We start from the raw sequence: 16,638 nt of genomic DNA, 5'->3' as shown, positions 1-16,638 counted from the left end.
CCGCGTCCAACGTCGCGGTGCATGGGCTGAGCTGGTGCGCCGCGGCGCGATATCCGTCTCCTCACGGGCTTCGCGTCGCTCTAAATGACATTTTAGCGCAAATGACAGCCTCGTCCTTCGACGGCGACAGATCGTCCGGTCGAGGGCCGGAAAGTCTTGCCTGAACGTGTCATTCTGCGTCATCTTCGCTCTGTCGGAGCGCCCAAAACGATCGAAAGTTGAAAGAGCCAGCGGGTCGGACTCGTTTTCATCCGGCGCGTACAGTGACAGATCCGGCTCGTTTTTCGCATATGCGAAGAGGCCGGGAGAGACCCACCGTTGCTGGGCGCCGACCGATCCGCTAACCCGGTGCTTCAGTGAGCGGGCGCAGTGCTCTGCTGCGGCGCCACAACGGAGCGGGAGGCCTTGCCTTCCAGTCCCGTGCTGTTCCCGTCGCAAGAGAGGGTCCGCGATCCCATGAGCGCTTCCGCCAGCACCATCATCGTGGGCGACAAAAACGTCGAATTGCCCATCAAGACCGGAACGATCGGCCCCGACGTCGTCGATATCGGCAAGCTCTACGCCCAGACCGGCAAGTTCACCTTCGATCCGGGCTTCACCTCGACCGCCTCCTGCGAGTCGAAGATCACCTATATCGACGGCGACGAGGGCATCCTGCTCTATCGTGGCTATCCGATCGAGCAGCTCGCCGAGAACGGCGACTTTCTCGAGACCGCCTACCTGATGCTGTTCGGCGAGCTGCCCAGCTCGGCCCAGAAGGCGGATTTCGATTACCGGGTCACGCGCCACACCATGGTGCACGACCAGATGAGCCGCTTCTTCCAGGGTTTCCGCCGCGACGCCCACCCGATGGCGGTGATGGTGGCCTGCGTCGGCGCGCTCTCGGCCTTCTACCATGACTCGACCGATATCTCGGACGAGCAGCAGCGGATGATCGCCTCGCTGCGCATGATCGCGAAGATGCCGACGCTGGCCGCGATGGCCTACAAGTACACGATCGGCCAGCCCTTCGTGTATCCGAAGAACGACCTCGATTACACCTCGAACTTCCTGCGGATGTGCTTCGCGGTTCCGTGCGAGGAATACGTCGTCAACCCGATCTACGCCCGCGCGCTGGACAAGATCTTCATCCTGCACGCCGACCACGAGCAGAACGCCTCGACCTCGACGGTGCGTCTCGCCGGCTCCTCGGGCGCCAATCCGTTCGCCTGCATCGCGGCCGGCATCGCCTGCCTGTGGGGCCCGGCCCATGGTGGCGCCAACGAGGCGGCGCTCAAGATGCTCATGGAGATCGGGCATCCCGAGAACGTGCAAAAATACGTCGCCAAGGCGAAGGACAAGAACGATCCCTTCCGCTTGATGGGCTTCGGCCACCGGGTCTACAAGAACTACGACCCGCGCGCGCGCATCATGCAGAAGACGACCCACGAGGTTCTGAACGAACTCGGGATCAAGGACGACCTCCTCGAGGTGGCCGTCCAGCTCGAGAAGATCGCCCTCGAGGACGAGTACTTCATCGAGAAGAAGCTCTACCCGAACATCGACTTCTACTCGGGCATCACCCTCAAGGCACTCGGCTTCCCGACCTCGATGTTCACGGTGCTGTTCGCGCTCGCCCGCACCGTCGGCTGGATCGCCCAGTGGGCCGAGATGATCGAGGACCCGTCCCAGAAGATCGGCCGCCCGCGCCAACTCTATATCGGCCCGGATCGCCGCGACTACACGCCGATCGGCCAGCGGAGCTGAGCGGAAGATCGCCTCCGGACCCTGCGGTCCGGAGGCGCACGATGTCAGAGCTTGAGATCGCGCTTCAGGCGCATGACCACGCGATCCAGAGCACCGAGAAAGGCCGAGCGGTCCTTCGGTGAAAACGGCCTCGGTCCACCGGTGATTGCGCCGGCTTCGCGCAAATCCTGCATCAGGTTGCGGGTCGCGAGGGCGAGACCGACCGACGACTCCGTGAAGGCCTTGCCGTTCGGCGCGAGCGCGACCGCGCCGGTTTTCACGCAGCGGCTCGCCAGCGGCACATCTGCCGTGATGACGACGGCGCCGCGGCTCGCCCGCTCGGCGATCCAGTCGTCGGCCGCGTCGAACTTGTCCCCGACCACGACCCGCTCGATCCAGGGCTCGCGCGGCAGGTTCAGAAAGCTGTTCGAGACGACGAAGACGTGGAGGCCGTAGCGCCCGGCGACGCGGTACACCTCGTCCTTCACCGGACAGGCGTCGGCATCGACGTAGATCGCGATCCTCGGCGTCGTCGCTTCCTCGCTCATGCCGCCCTCTGCGCGCCCAAGACGATCCGGGCCGCCGCCTGGCTCGGTTCCTCGTCGCCGGGCAGCCGCATCCGGCCGTCGATCCGGGCCAGCGCGTCGAGCTGTGTCCGGCGGGCGGGGCCGCCCGCGAGAAGCGGCGCCAGCGTCTCGGCCAGCCGCTCCGGCGTACAATCCGCCTGCACGAATTCCGGCATGGCGTTCTCGGACAGGATCAGGTTCGGCAGCACGATCGTCGGCACCTGGATCAGCCGCCGGGCGATGACTTCCTCGACCCGCGACACCTTGTAGGCCACGACCATCGGCACGCCGGCGAGCGCAAGTTCGAGGGTGACGGTGCCGGAGGCCGCGAGCGCGGCCCGCGCCCGCCGGAAGGTCGCGTACTTGTCGCCCCCCCCGTGGACGATCCGCGGATGCCGCTCCCAGGCGGCGGCCAGCCGCTCGATCAGGGCGCGGTGACGGCTCACCGCCGGCAGCTCGATCTCGAACGGGCCGACCCGCCGGCTGAGTTCGGCGGTCGCCTGTCCGAAGATCGGCATCAGCCGTTCGATTTCTGAGCGGCGCGAGCCCGGCAGGACGGCGAGGACCGGCGGGCGGCCTTCGCGGACCGACGTTTCCTCGGGGGAGGGGCGCAGCTCGGCCAGACGCTCGATCAGCGGGTGGCCGACATAGGTGCAGGGTGGCCCGCCGAGGCGGCGATGCGCCTCCGGCTCGAAGGGGAGGAGGGCGAGCACGTGGTCGATGAAGGGCACCATGCCCTTGGCCCGCCACGGCCGCCACGCCCACACGCTCGGCGAGACGTAATCGACGATCGGCAGATCCGGCAGGCGCTTGCGCACGCGGGTCGCGACCGCGTGGGTGAAGCCGGGGCTGTCGATGATGACGAGCACGTCCGGCCGACCGGCCACGACGTCGTCCACGGTCTCGCGGATGCGCCGCAGCAGGGTGCGGGCGCGGGCAAGCACGGGCAGGTAGCCCATCACCGCCACGTCATCGATGGGAAAGAGCGAGCGGAAGCCCTCGGCCTCCATCGCCTCGCCGCCGACGCCGCCGAGCGTCAGGGGCTCGGGCGCGAGCGCCCGCAGGGCCCGGATCAGCTTGGCGCCGAGCTGGTCGCCGGAATCCTCGCCCGCCACGAGCCAGATCCGCCGATGCGTCACGGGGCGACCTCCACGCCGATCAGGAACAGACCCGCCGCATCCGCGGCCGTCACCGTCGCCTCGCCGTCGATCACCAGCGTATGGCCGGCGCCGATGGCGATGCCGGCGCAGCCGGCCTCCGCGGCGCGGCGCACGGTGCGCGGGCCGATGGCCGGCAGGTCGATCCGCAGATCCTGGCCGAGTTTCGGCAGCTTCACGAGCACCGTCCCCTTCGCGGGCGTGCCGCGGCCGAAGGGCTTGCGGTTGAGCGCGCGGGCGCGGGCGAGCATGCGGTCGGTGCCCTCGGGGCCCTCGACGGCGATGACGCGCTCGCCCGCCACCACGGCGGCCTGCCCGACATCGAACGGACTCAGCGCGCCGAGCATGGCGCGGCCCGTGGCAATCGAGAGGGTCGCGTCGGGATCCGGCGCCACCCGACCGAGCCGACCGAGCCGGCCGAGCAGGTCGGGCGCGACCTCGTGGACGCCGAGCACCCGGTGCCCGTTTTCTTCGAGGAGCGAGAGCACGGCCCGGAGCAGGCGGTCGTCACCGCCGGCGAGACTCTTCAGGATGTCGCGGTTGCGCACCGCGTGCGCCGCGTTGAGCAGGGCGGCCGGGCTTGGGCGGGTGACGCCGCCGGCCGGCACCACGGCGGCGGGAGCCCACTCCTTCAGGATGCCCAGGGTGCCGGGGATGTCGAGGAGATCGACCACCGCATCCGCACGCCGCCGCATCGCCCGCTCGGTGAAGCCGCGCACGGCCAGCACGCGGAACGGCCGCCGCGCCCGATCGAGAGAGGCCGCGACGAGTTCCGGCAGGTGGCCCGCGCCGGCCACCAGGGCGAGGGGCCGGGCGGGATCGATCACAACGGGCCGCCTCAGGCCGCCGCGGAGACGGGGCGGGGCGTACAGATCGAGCGCTTGCCGCCCGCGCGGATGAAGGCGAGGATTTCGTGGATCGCCGAATGGGTGTCGAACTCGGCCGCCACGTCCTCGACGCGCTCCATCAGCGTGCCTTCCTGGGCGAAGAGCAGCCGATAGGCCCGGCGCAGGGCGTGGATATCCTCACGCGAGAAACCGCGGCGCTGGAGGCCGATGATGTTGAGCCCGGAGAGATAGGCGCGGTTGCCGAGCACCATGCCGTAGGGGATGCAGTCGTTCTCCAGCCCCGAGAGGCCGCCGACGAAGGCATGGTCGCCGACGCGGGCGAACTGGATCACTGCCGCCCCGCCGCCGAGGATGGCGTAGTTGCCCACCGTGCAATGCCCGGCGAGCATCACATTGTTGGAGAAGATGACGTGGTCGCCGACGCGGCAATCATGGCCAACATGGCTGTTGGCCAGGAAGGCGCAGCCGTTGCCGACCACCGTCTCCAGGCCGCCGCCGGCCGTGCCGGGATTCATCGTCACGCCCTCGCGGATCAGGCAATCGGAGCCGACCACCAGCGTCGAGGGCTCACCGCGGAATTTCAGATCCTGCGGCGGGTGGCCGATCGAGGCGAACGGGTAGATCCGGGTGCGCGCGCCGACCGTGGTCCGGCCGGCGACGACGACATGGCTGACGAGTTCGCAGCCGTCCCCCAGCACGACGTCAGGCCCGATATGGCAGAACGGTCCGATCCGCACGCCGTCCCCGAGCCGGGCGCCGTCCTCGACGACGCTGCTCGGATGGATCCCGTCCCGCACGATGTTCACTCCGTCACCAGCATGGCACCGATCTCGGCCTGGGCCACGAGCACGCCATCGACGCGGGCCTCGCCGCGGAACCACCACATGGTCTTGCGCTGGTTCATCTTCGTCATGTGGAAGCGCACTTGGTCGCCGGGCACGACGGGCTTGCGGAACTTGCACTTGTCGATGGTCATGAAGAAGACCTGCTTGGTCTTCAGGTCGTCGCTCATGATGTGGCGGCAGCAGATCGCGCCCGCGGTCTGGGCCATGCCCTCGATCAGCAGCACGCCGGGGAAGACCGGCAGGCCGGGAAAGTGCCCGGTGAATTGCGGCTCGTTCGCCGTGACGTTCTTGATGCCGATGCAGCTCTCGTCCCGGTCGATCTCGATGATGCGATCGATCATCAGGAAGGGATAGCGGTGGGGCAGCAGTTCCAGCACCTTCTGGATGTCAGCCGAACCCAGCTCCCGCGTCTCACTCATCGGTCCCAACGCTCCCCGCCCATGCTTGCCCGGCGGCGTCTGCCGCGCGGTCCCGTGCCCTTTGCCGGTGGCCCATATCCGGTGAAGGCCGCCCTCTTCGGCAGAAAATCAGGCGGATGCAAGACTTTTGCGCCGTCGGGGCGTCTGCGAGGCGGGAACGGCCGGGTTGCCGGCCCGCCACGGGCTCAACCGCCGAGCGTCTCCTCCACGAGGCGCGGGTTCTTTTCCAGAAGAGCGAGGAGCACGCGGGCGGGCCCCTCGGGCCGCCGCCGTCGCTGTTCCCAGTTCCGCAACGTCCCGACGGCCACGCCGATGCGGCGGGCGAAGGCGTCCTGTGAGAGAGCCGAGGCTCTCCGCACCGCAACCACATCGATGTCGTGGGGAACGTGCACCTGCAATCCACCGACGGTCTCGCCGCGCGCATGGGCGGCCGCCTGCTCAAGGCTGCGCGTCAGTTCCTGGAACGTCGCCTCATCCATGGCTTCATCCTCAAAACAGCGTATCGACCAACCGCGCCAGCGCTTGCGCCTGTGCCGGTGTCGGATTGGCTTGATCGTTCTTCGCGTAGGCCAGAAGCAGGTACACGCCGCGTGCGCTCACAAAACACGTGATCACCCGTGCGCCTCCGCGCTTGCCACGACCGGGTAGAGGCACGCGAACCTTGCGCAGCCCACCCGTACCCGGGATCACATCGCCAGCGAATGGGTCGGCGGCGAGAACGTCCACGACCGCTGCCCGCTCCGCCTCGGTCATCAGGCGCTCCGCCGACCGAAGATAAATCTCGGTCTCGATGACGGTATGGAGCGCGTCGGCCATCTCACCAAATGAGCGGCTCACCACCCTACGTCAATGGCGCAGACGCGAACAACCTTGCCCGAACGATGCAATCTGCACGGACAGCACTCTCGGCTTAAACGATCCGCCGATCGAGCCGGATGATCCGGCACGGGTCGCCCGCCTTGGCGGGGCTCGCATGCGGCGGACGGATCAGCAGCGCCTCGCTGGTGCCGAGCACCGAGAGCATCGAGGAATCCTGGCGCGACTCGGGGTGGACGATCGGCAGCCGGTCCGGCGCCGTATCGAGGCGGGCGCGCAGATAGTCCTGGCGGGCATCGTTCTCCGGCATGTCGCGGCCGAGGGTCGCCGGCTCGCTGCGGTCCTCGCCCGCCCGCGCATCGCCGAGGAGCGCCCGGATCGCCGGCACCACGAAGAGCAGGCCGCAGACGATCGAGGAGACGGGATTGCCCGGTAGGCCGATCACCGCCATGGGCCCGAGCCGCCCGTGCATCAGCGGCTTGCCGGGCCGGAGCGCCACCCGCCAGAAGCCGAGTTCCAGCCCCTCGGCCCCGAGGGCGGCCTGAACGAGGTCGTGGTCGCCGACCGAGGCCCCGCCGAGCGTAACAAGCAGGTCAGCTTCGGCCGCGCGCGCACGGCCGACCGCCTCGCGCAAGGCGCCGAGATCGTCGGTGGCGATGCCGAGATCGATGACCTCCGCGCCCGCTTCCAGGCTCAGCGCGCCGAGCGCGAGGCCGTTCGAGGCGACGATCTGGTCCCAGGCCGCCGGCTCGCCCGGCCGCACCAGCTCGTCGCCGGTCGCGAGGACGGCGACCCGCGGTTTGCGCCGAACGGGCAGCACGGCATGGCCGGCGCTGGCCGCGAGCGCGAGGCGGCGCGCGTCGAGGGTCTCACCGGCCCGCACCAGCGTTTCGCCCTCGCGGAAATCGAGGCCGGCGCGGCGCAGGAAGCGGCCAGTTGCCACCGGCTCGCGGGCGGTGACGCTCTCGCCCTCAGACTCGGCGTTCTCCTGGATCAGGATCGCGTCGGCGCCCTCGGGCACGGGCGCGCCGGTGAAGATACGCACCGCTTCGCCGGGCCGCAGCGTTCCGGAGAAGCCGTGGCCGGCGGCGCTGGTGCCGATCAGGCGCAGGCGCGCCGGAACGGTCGCGACGTCGGCGGCGCGCACGGCGTAGCCGTCCATGGCGGAGGCCGGGAAGGGCGGCTGGGTGCGCCGGGCCGTGAGGTCGGCGGCGAGCGTCCGGCCGGCGCCCTGCGCGATGGGGATTTCCTCCACCGCGACCGGGCCGGGGATGGCGGCGAGGATCTTTGCCAGAGCCTCGGCAACCGGGAGCAGGCTCATGAGCCGGCGTTCCACGCGCCGGACTTGCCGCCTTCCTTCGAGAGGAGACGGATGCCCTCGATGCGCATGCCGCGATCGGCGGCCTTCACCATGTCGTAGACCGTCAGGCAGGCGACCGAGACGGCGGTCAGCGCCTCCATCTCGACGCCGGTCTGGCCCTGCACCTTCACCTCCGCGGTGAGGCGAAGACCGGGCAGGGAATCGTCGGGCTCGCAGGTGAGCCGGACCTTGGTGATCAGCAACGGGTGGCAGAGCGGGATCAGCTCATGCGTGCGCTTGGCCGCCATGATGCCGGCGAGCCGGGCGGTGCCGATGACGTCGCCCTTCTTGGCATCGCCCTCGCGGATCAGCGCCAGGGTCTCGGGCAGCATCACCACCACGCCCTCGGCCACCGCCGTGCGCGAGGTCGCGGCCTTGTCCGAGACATCGACCATGTTGGCCGCGCCGGTCCGGTCGATATGGGTGAGGGTGGCGCCGCTCACCGGTCCTGATCCCCGAACAGCAGAGCCTTGGTGGCAGCGGTCACGTCGTCCTGCCGCATCAGGCTCTCGCCGACGAGGATGGTGTCGAGCCCGTGCTGCTTCAGCCGCAGCACATCGGAATGTCCGCCGATGCCGCTCTCGGCCACGGCGATCCGGTCGGCCGGGATGCCGGGCTTCAGGGTGATCGCGGTCTCGAACGAGACCTCGAAGGTCTTGAGGTTGCGGTTGTTGACGCCGAGGAGACGCGTGCCGAGCGGCAGGGCGCGCTCCAGCTCCTGCGCGTCGTGGACCTCGACCAGCACGTCCATGCCGAGATCATGCGCGGTCTCGGTGATGGCGGCGGCCTCCGCGTCATCGAGGCAGGCCATGATGACGAGGACGCAATCGGCCCCCCAGGCGCGGGCCTCGTAGACCTGATACGGCTCGAACATGAAATCCTTGCGGAGGACCGGCAGGTCGCAGGCTGCGCGCGCCTCGATCAGGAAGTCCGGCGCGCCCTGGAAGGAGGGCGTGTCGGTCAGCACCGAGAGGCAGGTGGCGCCGCCCTTGGCATAGGCCTTGGCGAGCTTTTTCGGGTCGAAATCGGCGCGGATCAGCCCCTTCGAAGGCGAGGCCTTCTTGATCTCGGCGATCAGGGCCGGGCGGCCTTCCGCGATATGCCGGGCGATGGCGTCAGCGAAGCCGCGCGGCGGCTCGGCCTTGGCGACTTGCTTTTCCAGCTTGGCCAGGGGCACCCGCAACTTCGCCTCGGCGATCTCGCGGCGCTTATAGGCCTCGATCCGGGCCAGCACGCTCGCCCGCTCCGGCGTGGCGGGCCCGATGGTCACGTCGGCCACGATGTCGTCCATCGGTTTGTCCTCAGAGCATCGTCCCGAAAGTTGGCTTTCGGCTGTCAGATCAAGACGATGCGAAAACGTGCGTTGCGAGCATCGTCCCGGATGCGCCGCCGGGACCATGCTCTAGAACCGCTCAAAGCCGTCTATCATGCATTGGAGACGGCGACGAGGCGCGCGAGCGTGCCCCGCGCCGTACCGGAATCGATCGCGCCTTGCGCCCGCGCGACACCCTCGGCGAGCGTGCCGGCGGCCCCCGCCACCACGAGGCCGGCGCCCGCGTTGAGCACGGCAATGTCGCGATAGGCGTTGCGGGCGCCCTCCAGCACGGCGCCCAAAGCGGCGGCGTTGTGCTCGGGGTCGCCCCCGCGCAGGTCGTCCAGGGTCGCGAGCGGCAGGCCGACCTCGCGCGGATCGAGGGTAAAGCGCGAGAACGCGCCGTCTTCCAGCGCGACCACGGCGGTGGGACCGGTGGTGGTGATCTCGTCGAGCCCGTCGGAGCCGTGCACGGTCCAGACCCGGCGGCTGCCGAGTGTGGCCAGCACCCGTGTCAGCGGCTCGGCCCAGGCCGGCCGCGAGACGCCGAACACCTGGGCCGTCACGCCGGCCGGGTTCGAGAGCGGTCCCAGCATGTTGAAGATGGTGCGGAACGGCAGTTCGCTGCGCACCGGCGCGACATGGCGCATGGCGCCGTGATGCGTCTGCGCAAACATGAAGCAGAGCCCCGCTTCCGAGAGGCAGCGTGCCAGGGCCTCGGGCGGGAGCCCGATCTTCACGCCGAGGGCCGCCAGCACGTCGGCGGCGCCGGAGCGCGAGGTTGCGGCGCGGTTGCCGTGTTTGGCCACCGGCACGCCGCAGGCGGCCGTGAGGATCGCGGCCAGGGTCGAGACGTTGTAGCTGCCCGAATGGTCGCCGCCAGTGCCGACGATGTCGATGGCGCCCTCGGGCGCCGCGACCGGCAGCATCCGCGCGCGCATCGCCGAGACCGCGCCGACGATCTCGTCCTCGCTCTCGCCGCGCACCGAGAGGGCGGTGAGGAAGGCGCCGGCCTGGATCGGCGTGACCTCGCCCGAGAGCAGGTCATCGAAGGCGGCGCGGGCCTGCTCGCGGCTCAGCGGGGCGCCGGAGGCGACGGTCGCGAGATGAGTCTTGAAGGCGTCCATCGGGGTCGTGATCATCCGCTGGAAGCCCTCTCCCCTCTGCGGGAGAGGGTGCCCCCCGGAGGGGGTCGGGTGAGGGGAGCGGCGTTTCCGAAGAATTCGGAGCCAGCCCCTCTCCCGCCTCGCATCCGCGAGGCACCCTCCCCCGCGGAGGGGGGAGGGAATAGGGTGTGCCCCGTCAATGCACGCCGCGGCCGGCCTTGTCACGCGCGGGGCGCGGCGTCCTTCCGCCAAGCGGCGGCGATGTCGAGGAAGTTGCGCAGGATCTGCGTGCCGTGGTTCGAGAGGATGCTCTCGGGGTGGAACTGCACGCCGTGAACCGGCAACGCCCGGTGCTGAAGCCCCATGATGAGCCCGTCGGCTTCCGCCGTCACGGCGAGATCCTGCGGGCAGCTCGCACGGTCCACCACCAGCGAGTGGTAGCGCGTGGCGGAAAAACCCTCGTTGATGCCGCGAAACACGCCCTTGGCCTCGTGGCGGATGGTGGAGACCTTGCCGTGCATGGGGGAGGGCGCGCGCACCACGTCGCCGCCATAGGCCTGTCCGATGGTCTGCAGCCCGAGGCAGACGCCGAAGATCGGGATCTCGGAGCCCAGCTCCCGCACCGCATCGAGGCAGATCCCGGCCTCGTTCGGGGTGCACGGCCCCGGCGAGAGCACGAGCGCGTCCGGCGCCCGCGCGCGGATTCCGGCAACGTCGATCTGATCGTTGCGCACCACGTCGATCCGCTCGCAGAGCGGGCCGATCAGGTGGACGAGATTCCACGTGAAGGAATCGTAGTTGTCGATGACGAGGACGTTGGACATGGCCGCCGGTTCTGCGGAGTTTCCCGGTCGATGTGACCGTTGATCCGGCCGGGGTCAACGGGCTCTCGGGGACGCATCGCGCCGCCGGCCGTCCGTTCCGCACGACCGGCCGCGATGGCGCGGCCGAGCGCACCGCGGATCGGGTGCACGCTGTGGGCGGAGCGTGGCCCCCAATTTGCTCGTGCTGGTGGCATCACTTCATCCATCACATCTTAACCGTTTTTTTCACATCATTTGTTTATTTTAGGGCTTGCTCCACGTCAGGGCGTCCGGTCGTCATGCGCTACATCAACCATCTCGCGTTGCCCCTGAAGCTCGCAATCCCGATCGGGCTCCTGATCTGCCTGAGCATCGGCCTCGTGCTCACCGCCGGGTCCGGGATCGACGGGATCCTGGACCGGGTGACGCGCCTCACGGACTACACGCTCCAGCGCCGTATCGCGGTCAGCGAGTTCGATCGCCTGATCAAGGAGGCGACGCTTCATGAGAAGAACATTCTCATCGAGAGCGATCCGGCCGAGATGACGAAGTCGAAGGCCCTCCTCGATACAAGCCGAACCAAGGTCTTCAAGCAGATCGACACGATCCTCGCGGTGGCTGAAACGAGCGCTTTGCAAAAGCGCTACGAAGAGACCCGCCACGTGCTGGACGTCTATCTGTCCCAGGTTGAACGAAGCGTCGAGCGCGCGCTGCAGGGTGATCAGAAGGGGGCGTTCGCGATCGCCAACGGCGAGGGACGTGCCGCGCGCCAGCGCCTGGAGGAGCGCCTGTCGTCCCACCTGGCGGTGAATGCGGCCAGCACCGAGAAAGCCATCGAAACGATGGCGGCGGCAGGACACGCCACCATGACACGCCTCATCGTCACCGGCGTCGTCGGTATCGGAGGGCTGGCCTCGCTGGCAGGGCTGATCACCTTCCTCGGGATCGCACGCCCGATACGGCGAGCCGTGCAGGCCACCGAGCGCCTCGCGGCCGGCGACCTCGACACAGCTGTGGACGACGTCGCACGGCGCGACGAAGTCGGCGCGCTCAATCGGGCGCTCGCGGTGTTCAAGGAAAGCGCTCTGGCGCGGCAGCGGCTTGAGGCCGAGCAGGCCCGCGAGACCCATGCGAAGATGATGCGCGCCGAGCGGCTCGACGCGGCGACCCGCACCTTCGAAGCCGACGCCACCCGGATGACCTCCGGCCTCACCATAGCATCGGCGAACATGGAGGTGACCGCCCGCTCGATGAGCGGGATCGCCGACGAGACGTCCACGCAGGCGATGGCGGTCTCCTCGACGGCGACGCAGACCGCCTCCAACGTCCAGACCGTGGCCGCCGCCACGGAGGAATTGTCCGCCTCGATCGCGGAGATCACGGCGCAGGTCGCACAGTCCATCCACCTGATCGGGGCCGCCGTCGATCGCGTCGCGGAAACCGACGCGACCATCCAAACCCTGAGCAACACGGCCGAGCGCATCGGCGCGGTGGTGGCGATGATTTCAGGGATCGCAGGCCAGACGAACCTGCTGGCGCTCAACGCGACGATCGAGGCGGCTCGGGCCGGCCAAGCCGGCCGCGGCTTCGCGGTGGTCGCCACGGAGGTGAAGGAACTCGCCGCGCGGACCGGGCAGGCGACCGAGGAGGTCTCTGCTCAGATCGGATCGATCCAGGAAGCGACCAAGGCGGCGGTCGCCGCCATCCGCAGCATCGGCGGGCAGATCGCCAGCCTGGAACAGGTTTCGACGAGCATCGCGGCGGCTCTGGAAGAGCAGGAAACCGCAACCCGCGAGATCGCCCGCAACGTTCAAGAGGCGGCCCACGGCACCGAGCACGTCACCTGCGGCGTTGCCGGCATGAAGAAGGGCGCAGGCGAGACCGGCACGGCGGCGACGGAGGTTCTCGGGGCGGCTCGCCAGCTCGCCGACAGCGCCGAAGGGATCAGTCGCACCGTCGCCAGCTTCCTCGCAGACGTGAAGACCGCTTGAGTCCATGGACACGGGCCCTCGGCAGACGCGCCGGGGGCTCAAACCCGCTTCCCCGAAGCCGCTACTGCCCCCGCTTGGCCCGGCTCGCGAACTGCACCGCATCCTCCGCCGCGCGGAACAGGGCACGCGCCTTGTTCACGCACTCCTGCTGCTCGGAGGCGGGATCGGAATCGTAGACGATGCCGGCGCCGGCCTGCACGTGCATGCGGCCGTCCTTCACGATGGCCGTGCGCAGGACGATGCAGGTGTCCATCTCGCCGCGCGCGCCGAAATAGCCGATGCAGCCGCCATAGGGCCCGCGCTTCTCGCGCTCCAACTCGTCGATGATCTCCATCGCCCGCACCTTCGGCGCGCCCGAGACGGTGCCGGCGGGAAAGCCGGCGGCCAGCGCCGAGAGCGCGTCGTGGCTCGGGTCGAGGTCGCCCTCGACGTTCGAGACGATGTGCATCACCTGCGAATAGTATTCGAGGAAGAACGAGTCGGTGACGGTGACGCTGCCGATCTTCGAGACGCGGCCGACATCGTTGCGGCCGAGGTCGAGCAGCATCAGGTGCTCGGAGCGCTCCTTCGGATCGGCCAGGAGTTCGTCGGCGAGCGCCCGGTCCTCGGCGGGCGTGGCGCCGCGGCGGCGCGTGCCCGCGATCGGGCGGATCGTCACCTTGCCCTCGCGCACCCGCACGAGGATCTCGGGCGAGGAGCAGACGACCTGAAACGCCTCGAAATCGAGGTAGCACAGGAACGGCGCCGGGTTGGTGCGGCGCAAGGAGCGGTAGAGGGCGAGGGCCGGCAGGGTGAAGGGCGCCTCGAAGCGCTGCGACAGCACCACTTGGAAGATGTCGCCCGCGACGATGTACTCCTTGGCCTTGGCCACCATGTCGAGGAACGCGTCCGGCTCGGTGTTCGAGACCGGGGAGGGCAGGGGCAGGCTCGCGACGTCGAGGCGCGCCTCGACCGGCAACGGGCCTTCGAGGGCCTCCGCGACCCGGTCGAGACGGCCCTGCGCGGCTTCCAGCGCGGCGCGCACGCTCACGCCATCTGTCGGGCGCACGGGGGTGACGACGGTGAGCGCGTCGGCCACCGCGTCGAACACCACCATCACCCGCGGGCGCATCAGGATCGCGTCCGGCACGCCGAGCGGATCGGGGTTCGGCTCCGGCAGCCGCTCCATGGCGCGGACCATGTCGTAGCCGAGATAGCCGAACAGACCGGCCGCCATCGGCGGCAGCGCGGCGCTCTCGGCGTCATCCCCGACCGCGCTCTCGGCGATGAGGGCACGCAGCGAGGCGAGCGGCGCCCGCTCGTCGGCCACGAAATCCGTGAGGTCGGCGTCGCGGGCGATCTCGGGGCGTCCGTCGCGGCAGCGCCAGATCAGGTCGGGGTCGAGCCCGATCATGGAGTAGCGCCCGCGCACCGCGCCGCCCTCGACCGATTCGAGCAGGAAGCCAGGTCCGGCATGGACCGCCTTCAGCTTGAGGAAGGCGGCGACCGGCGTTTCCAGATCGGCCACGAGGGTCAGGCCGAGCAGGCTCGCCCGTCCCGCCTCGTAGGCACGCGCTACGGCCTCGTGCGCAGGCTCGGTCATGGGGGCCTCAGTACTCGCCGCCGAGCGCGCGCCGCAGGGCGGTCTGGTTCACGGTGACGCCGGCGCTCTTCTGCACCTCGGCGATGAACTCGCCGAGCACGTCGTCGGCGATCGCCGTGCGCAGCGAGGTCACGAGTTGGCCGTCGCTCGGCGTGCCCGGCACGAAGGCCGGCATCGTGGCGGCGGTGACCTTGAACACCGCGCGTCCGTCGCCGGCGGGCGCCGAGGCCGCCTTGCCGACCGGGGTGGTGAAGATGCGCTCGACGATCTCGGTGGAGAGGTCGTCCTTCGCTTGGTTGCGGCCGATCTCGCTGAACGCCTTCAGCGGCACGCCCGCCTCCTGCGCCACGGCCTCGATGGCCTCGCCCTTGTCGAGGCGCTCGGTCAGCTCCTTCGACTTGGCGACGAGGCGCTTGGCGACCTCGGCTTCGGTCCAGCCCTTCACCACCGCGTCGCGGACTTCCGCCAGCGGCTTGTCGTGCGAGGGATCGATCTTGACGACATCGTACCAGATCGCGCCGCCGGCCTTCGTGCGCAGCACTTCGGTGTCGTTGCCGACATCCGCGCGGAAGGCGGCCGGCAGGGTGGTCTCCTTGTCCGGAATGCCGGCGACCGGCTGGCCGGAAGGGTCGTTGCCCTGGGCATCGACCGCCGGGATGCTCAGCAGCGTCAGGCCCTGGTCCTTGGCGATCTCAGCCAGCGGCTTGGCGGAGGCGCGGGCATCCTCGATGGCGTCCTGCGCCTTGTCGAAGCCGCCGTCGCGCACGCGCTTCAGCGCGATCTCCTTGCGGATCTCGTCCTTGACCGCGTCGAACGGCTTGACCGTGCCGGGCTCGATGGCCGTGACGCGCAGGAGCACGGTGCCGAAGCGGCCCTTTACCGGCTCGCTCACCTTGCCCTGCTCCAGGGCGAAGGCGGCGTTGCCCACCGCCGGATCGAACAGCTCGGCCTTCGTCATCGTGCCGAGATCGAGCTGCTTCGGGTCGAGGTCACGGTCGGCGGCCACCGTCTCGAACGGCGTCGCGCCGCTCTCGATCTTGGCCCGCGCCTCCGATGCAGCCGCCTCGTCGGGGAAGCTGATCTGCTGGATCGTGCGCCGCTCCGGCTTGCCGAAACGGCCGGGATTGGCGTCGTAGACCTTGCGCGCCTCCTCGTCGGAGACCTCCTCCGGTTTGGCGAGAGCGGCGGGGTCGAGCACCAGCAGGTTAAGGCTGCGGTATTCGGGGGCGCGGAACGAGGCCTTGTTGTTCTCGTAATAGGCGTTCAGCTCGTCGTCGGTCGGGGCGGGGATCTCGCCAGCGGCGGAGGGCGCCAGCGTCAGCACGGCGGCGTCGCGGCGCTCGGTGCTGTAGCGGTGCACCGCCTCGCGGATCGCCTGAGGCACCGGCATCTCGGCGACGATCGCGTCGGCTAGTTGCAGGCGGGCGATGACCGAGCGCTGCTCGCGCACGAACATCGCCTCGTTCAGGCCCGCCCGCTGGAGCGTCTGGAAGAACAGCGCCCGGTCGAAGCTGCCATTGGCGTTCTTGAAGCTCGGCTCGTCCTGGATCGCCCGCAGCACCGTCGCGTCGGAGACGGCAAGGCCGAGATCCGTGGTCTTCTGGTCGAGCGCCGCCTCGGTGATGAGCTGCGCCAGCACCTGGCGCTCCAGGCCCATCGCCCGCGCCTGGTCCGGCGTCAGCGTCCGCTTGAGCTGGGCCTGATAGCGCTGGAGCTGGTTCTGGTAGGCGCTGCGAACCTCCTCGGCCGTGATCGGCGTCTTGCCGACGGTGGCGACCGCCGTGGTCGACCCGCCGCGGAAGAACTCCTCCACACCGAAGATCGCGACGCCCGCGATCAGGAAGGTGAAGATCACCGACAGCACGACCTTGCCGAGCCAATGCTGGCTGGCACTGCGAATGGACTGGAGCATCGGACGCCCGGACCTAAATCTTGACGGTCCCCGCCCGCGCGGGCGGGGAACAAATTCGAGCCCCGCGATAGACGATCGGGGCGGCGGCGCAAAGGGCATGTCGATTGCAGGCGGATTGTCAGCGGGAATCGCCCGAAGGGTGGTTTGCGCCCCTAAGCTTGCTCTGCTAGGTGCGCCCACGACGTTGCAGCCTTCC

The 16,638-nt window shown here is 69.4% G+C and carries 16 protein-coding genes; 2 read left to right on the top strand and 14 right to left on the bottom strand.

The features are described 5' to 3' along the window. Positions 1-456: 456 nt before the first annotated feature. Complete coding sequence (gene gltA / locus ASF53_RS11265; RefSeq protein WP_056197945.1) at positions 457-1,746, top strand: citrate synthase; 1,290 nt, start codon at positions 457-459, stop codon at positions 1,744-1,746. Between the two features lie 44 nt (positions 1,747-1,790). Here gltA and ASF53_RS11260 read toward each other — a convergent pair whose 3' ends face one another. From ASF53_RS11260 to ASF53_RS11205, 12 genes are all read right to left on the bottom strand, one after another. After that, positions 1,791-2,273 (bottom strand): YaiI/YqxD family protein, encoded by a 483-nt coding sequence (locus tag ASF53_RS11260; RefSeq protein ID WP_056197942.1) that lies wholly within the window; start codon positions 2,271-2,273, stop codon positions 1,791-1,793. Beyond that, positions 2,270-3,430, bottom strand: a complete 1,161-nt coding sequence (gene lpxB / locus ASF53_RS11255; RefSeq protein ID WP_056197940.1) for a lipid-A-disaccharide synthase — start codon at positions 3,428-3,430, stop codon at positions 2,270-2,272. Before lpxB ends, ASF53_RS11260 begins: the two co-directional genes overlap by 4 nt. Continuing rightward, complete coding sequence (locus ASF53_RS11250) at positions 3,427-4,275, bottom strand: LpxI family protein (RefSeq protein WP_056197938.1); 849 nt, start codon at positions 4,273-4,275, stop codon at positions 3,427-3,429. The genes lpxB and ASF53_RS11250 overlap by 4 nt, the downstream gene beginning before the upstream one ends. Before the next feature lie 11 nt (positions 4,276-4,286). Next, positions 4,287-5,096, bottom strand: a complete 810-nt coding sequence (gene lpxA, locus ASF53_RS11245) for an acyl-ACP--UDP-N-acetylglucosamine O-acyltransferase (protein WP_502690587.1) — start codon at positions 5,094-5,096, stop codon at positions 4,287-4,289. A 2-nt stretch (positions 5,097-5,098) separates the two neighbouring features. Further along, a complete protein-coding gene (fabZ, locus tag ASF53_RS11240) occupies positions 5,099-5,560 on the bottom strand; it encodes a 3-hydroxyacyl-ACP dehydratase FabZ (protein WP_056197937.1) in 462 nt (153 codons plus the stop codon). Between the two features lie 185 nt (positions 5,561-5,745). Then, the gene (locus tag ASF53_RS11235; RefSeq protein WP_056197935.1) at positions 5,746-6,039 is read right to left on the bottom strand and encodes a helix-turn-helix domain-containing protein; all 294 of its coding nucleotides are present in this window, start codon (positions 6,037-6,039) and stop codon (positions 5,746-5,748) included. Positions 6,040-6,049: 10 nt separating this feature from the next. Beyond that, positions 6,050-6,376 (bottom strand): type II toxin-antitoxin system RelE/ParE family toxin, encoded by a 327-nt coding sequence (locus ASF53_RS11230; protein ID WP_056197933.1) that lies wholly within the window; start codon positions 6,374-6,376, stop codon positions 6,050-6,052. A gap of 94 nt (positions 6,377-6,470) precedes the next feature. Beyond that, positions 6,471-7,697 (bottom strand): molybdopterin molybdotransferase MoeA, encoded by a 1,227-nt coding sequence (locus ASF53_RS11225; RefSeq protein ID WP_056198451.1) that lies wholly within the window; start codon positions 7,695-7,697, stop codon positions 6,471-6,473. Further along, positions 7,694-8,179 (bottom strand): cyclic pyranopterin monophosphate synthase MoaC, encoded by a 486-nt coding sequence (gene moaC, locus ASF53_RS11220; protein WP_056197931.1) that lies wholly within the window; start codon positions 8,177-8,179, stop codon positions 7,694-7,696. The genes ASF53_RS11225 and moaC overlap by 4 nt, the downstream gene beginning before the upstream one ends. Then, on the bottom strand, positions 8,176-9,027 hold the full coding sequence (trpC, locus tag ASF53_RS11215) for an indole-3-glycerol phosphate synthase TrpC (RefSeq protein ID WP_056197929.1): 852 nt from the start codon (positions 9,025-9,027) through the stop codon (positions 8,176-8,178). The genes moaC and trpC overlap by 4 nt, the downstream gene beginning before the upstream one ends. A 134-nt stretch (positions 9,028-9,161) precedes the next feature. Continuing rightward, the gene (trpD, locus tag ASF53_RS11210) at positions 9,162-10,175 is read right to left on the bottom strand and encodes an anthranilate phosphoribosyltransferase (protein WP_056198447.1); all 1,014 of its coding nucleotides are present in this window, start codon (positions 10,173-10,175) and stop codon (positions 9,162-9,164) included. Positions 10,176-10,375: 200 nt separating this feature from the next. Continuing rightward, on the bottom strand, positions 10,376-10,978 hold the full coding sequence (locus ASF53_RS11205; RefSeq protein WP_056197926.1) for an anthranilate synthase component II: 603 nt from the start codon (positions 10,976-10,978) through the stop codon (positions 10,376-10,378). Positions 10,979-11,256: 278 nt separating this feature from the next. On the opposite strand from ASF53_RS11205, the gene ASF53_RS11200 reads away from it, so the two are divergent. After that, positions 11,257-12,948, top strand: coding sequence for a methyl-accepting chemotaxis protein (locus ASF53_RS11200; protein ID WP_056197925.1), 1,692 nt, complete (start codon positions 11,257-11,259; stop codon positions 12,946-12,948). 61 nt (positions 12,949-13,009) lie between these two features. On the opposite strand, the gene trpE is transcribed toward ASF53_RS11200, so the two are convergent. Beyond that, a complete protein-coding gene (gene trpE, locus ASF53_RS11195) occupies positions 13,010-14,530 on the bottom strand; it encodes an anthranilate synthase component I (RefSeq protein WP_056197922.1) in 1,521 nt (506 codons plus the stop codon). A 7-nt stretch (positions 14,531-14,537) separates the two neighbouring features. Beyond that, entirely contained in the window at positions 14,538-16,442 is a 1,905-nt protein-coding gene (locus tag ASF53_RS11190; protein WP_056197921.1) for a SurA N-terminal domain-containing protein, read from the bottom strand. Positions 16,443-16,638 lie beyond the last annotated feature (196 nt).

The sequence above is a fragment of the Methylobacterium sp. Leaf123 genome (genome assembly GCF_001423405.1).
Lineage (GTDB): Bacteria > Pseudomonadota > Alphaproteobacteria > Rhizobiales > Beijerinckiaceae > Methylobacterium.
Note: the sequence above shows the minus strand (reverse complement) of the source record. Positions and strands in the feature narration are given on the sequence as shown.